Genomic DNA, 2516 nt, shown 5'->3' on the forward strand with positions numbered 1-2516 from the left:
GAGGTATATTACTTCATAGATGAGGAACAAAACTCCAACTCCTATGAGGATAGGATACTCCATACCTTTGAATCAAATGAGTCTCTGGGTTTTTCTGGAATTCCTACCATATATCTAGCTCTTGCCTCCCTAGTCATGGCATCACTGATTACGCTATGCTATTGGTGGATACAAAAAAGGCGGAGGCGTACGTATGAGTTGGAGAGGTGAGGAAGCAGAACTCCTCTATAAATCAGAACCAGAGACATTGGATCGATGTGTGTTTCATCTCCAGGAGGACCATCTTATGATCCTTCCCTGTGACACAATCTATGGTCTGAGTGGGAAAGTTGATACAACACTACAAAAAATACGTGCCTTGAAGGAGCATCTGGGACAACAGCAGTTTGCTGTCCTGGCAACGCTCGAACAAGCACAACATCTCTGCCAAGTTCCAGAGGTGCTCCATGACCATTGGCCCTGTGCGCTCACCTGTATCCTTCCCACCAAGGACGGAGAAGGGACTCACGCAATACGGGTTCCAAAGGACCCCTTCATACAAGAATTGCTTACCCGCCTTGGTTCCCCAATTTATTCAACTGCCGTAAATCCCCATGGGTACTCCATAACCAACATCACAGATATTATCTTCACATACAAAGATAAGGTGCAGACCATTGTCGTGGATCCGATGCGGCAGAGGGATACTCCCTCCACCTTGATCGATTGCACGACAACTCCCTACACCTTGTTGCGCTGTGGCGACTATGATGCTTCAGCACTTCTTGCTTAGCGTTGAATCTTCCTGGCTTCCATGTAATACCGCTTCTCATGTGCTTCTCCCATGGAGAAGGTTTTTCTCGGTAAAGCGTTATCCCTGATGATTGAATCAAAGAAGGTTGATTTGGAGACTTCCGGCAGGATGAGTCCCAGATTACCTTCCTTGCTTCCCAGGTTGGCGGTGACATCCTTTCCATGGATATAGTCAACACTGGCAATTTTCTGTTCTAGCAGCGAGTCTATGATCAACTGCAGCGTACCTGCAGCGATGGAGGCTTTAGGCTCTGCAAGTGAGTAGACTTGGTAACCACTCTTGTCACAGAACCCAAATTTCTGTACGCCATCCTCTTTGTTGATTGCTGCGTCGAGTGATTTCAGGTCTGACACCTGCTCTTTCTCAAAATGGGCACAGGCTTTTACGAGCTCGTTTTCAAACGTATGCTGGTCAAGACCGAAAAGTACACGGTGGATCGGTTCAAACTCCAATCCCTCATCAAAAATATTCTCCAGTTCAACCAGAGCATAGCGTGCAGGATGTTCTTTTCGCTCTTCTTCCGTGAGGGTCTCCCTGATATCCATCCAACAACTCTTTGCTGTTGCAAGGCTGTGGTTGCCGTCTCCCATGGCATAGAGCAGGGGATTGTCCTGGGGGAGTGCATCAAGCATTCCATCCAAGGACGCTGCAATCTTGAGCATGTCTTCGTCAGAATCGACAACCCAGGCTTTCAAGGCACCACCACCTGCCATAAGCTCTGTTTCGTAGGCAAGAGGAAGACTCTCCTTCTTCTTTGCAAGAGGTTCAATGACCGAACGCCTCTCGTCATTGATCAGGACCATGATATGGGGAAGTTCGAGCGGTGCGTTTTTCCTGATTTCTTTTCTTGGTGGGATCCTGGAAAGAATAGTTCCCTCTGTTGCCCTGATCATGCTGCGTGAATCCGGGGCATAGTCATACTGCTCAAGATCCAGCGCAACGAGAAGACCCCATCGTCCGATCTTACTGGAGGGAGTGGTTCGATGCACCAAGAAAAAAGCATTCTTATATACGGTAAACAGATCCTCTTGTATATAGTGTTTCATGGTGGCATTGATTGTCTCAATCCGTTTCTCTGGATGTGCTTCCTCAAGATACACTTCAGGATAGATCAGGTTGAGTGTCGAAGGATTATCTCCCACGAGTTGTTTGACCTGTTCCCAATATTCGGGTTCTGAAGTATACTGGTCGCAAGCAACAACTGCCCATTTGGTGAGATCTACTGTTGCTTTCGGTATCATGATATCTGCGCGTTTGAGCGCAACCTTTGCGAGATGCTGAGCTACGTTGGACATGTTCATTCCTCTTTTATTTATGAATGTGGTAATATACTATGATAATATTGCTAAATCCGCAACATAAAGTGAGCGTTTATGAGTAAAGCTATAATATTTACAGGTGGAGGGGCGCCTTCCCGCCTTCCTGTAGATCTTTTGCAACCTGGAGATATGGTTATTGCGGCTGATAGTGGGTATGAGGCAGCGAAAGCCTTGGGGATACCCGTCAATCTATGCATCGGGGATTTCGATTCCACTCGATATTTTTCCGAGATACAACACCTTGACCATGAGAAGAGCCTTGCAGATAAGGATGAGAGCGATACAGAGCTTGCGCTTCGAAAAGCATCCTCCCTCGGGTTTTCCACCTATGTTTTGGTTGGTGGCGGAGGGTTTCGCATGGACCACCTCTTTACCACCTACAGCCTTTTTGACCAGTATGGTCC

2 protein-coding genes and 1 pseudogene are annotated in these 2516 nt (G+C 47.2%); 2 read left to right on the forward strand and 1 reads right to left on the reverse strand.

From position 1 onward, the window contains the following. The first annotated feature begins 193 nt into the window (after positions 1–193). Complete coding sequence (locus tag JF818_RS12645; RefSeq protein WP_198892350.1) at positions 194–772, forward strand: L-threonylcarbamoyladenylate synthase; 579 nt, start codon at positions 194–196, stop codon at positions 770–772. Here the strand turns inward: JF818_RS12645 and JF818_RS12650 are convergent. Further along, positions 769–2088, reverse strand: a complete 1320-nt coding sequence (locus tag JF818_RS12650; RefSeq protein WP_198892351.1) for a DUF1015 domain-containing protein — start codon at positions 2086–2088, stop codon at positions 769–771. The genes JF818_RS12645 and JF818_RS12650 overlap by 4 nt on opposite strands. A gap of 78 nt (positions 2089–2166) precedes the next feature. Between JF818_RS12650 and JF818_RS12655 the strand changes: the two are divergent. Further along, positions 2167–2516: pseudogene (locus tag JF818_RS12655) on the forward strand (thiamine diphosphokinase); the annotation flags it as partial.

This window comes from Sphaerochaeta sp. S2 (assembly GCF_016406725.1).
In the GTDB taxonomy this organism is placed as follows: Bacteria; Spirochaetota; Spirochaetia; order Sphaerochaetales; family Sphaerochaetaceae; genus Sphaerochaeta.

What these genes read in the sequence shown, in the direction of transcription:
- JF818_RS12645 (WP_198892350.1), top strand. Translation starts at nt 194, where the DNA reads ATGAGTTGGAGAGGTGAGGAAGCAGAACTCCTCTATAAATCAGAACCA.
- JF818_RS12650 (WP_198892351.1), bottom strand. Translation starts at nt 2,088, where the DNA reads ATGTCCAACGTAGCTCAGCATCTCGCAAAGGTTGCGCTCAAACGCGCA.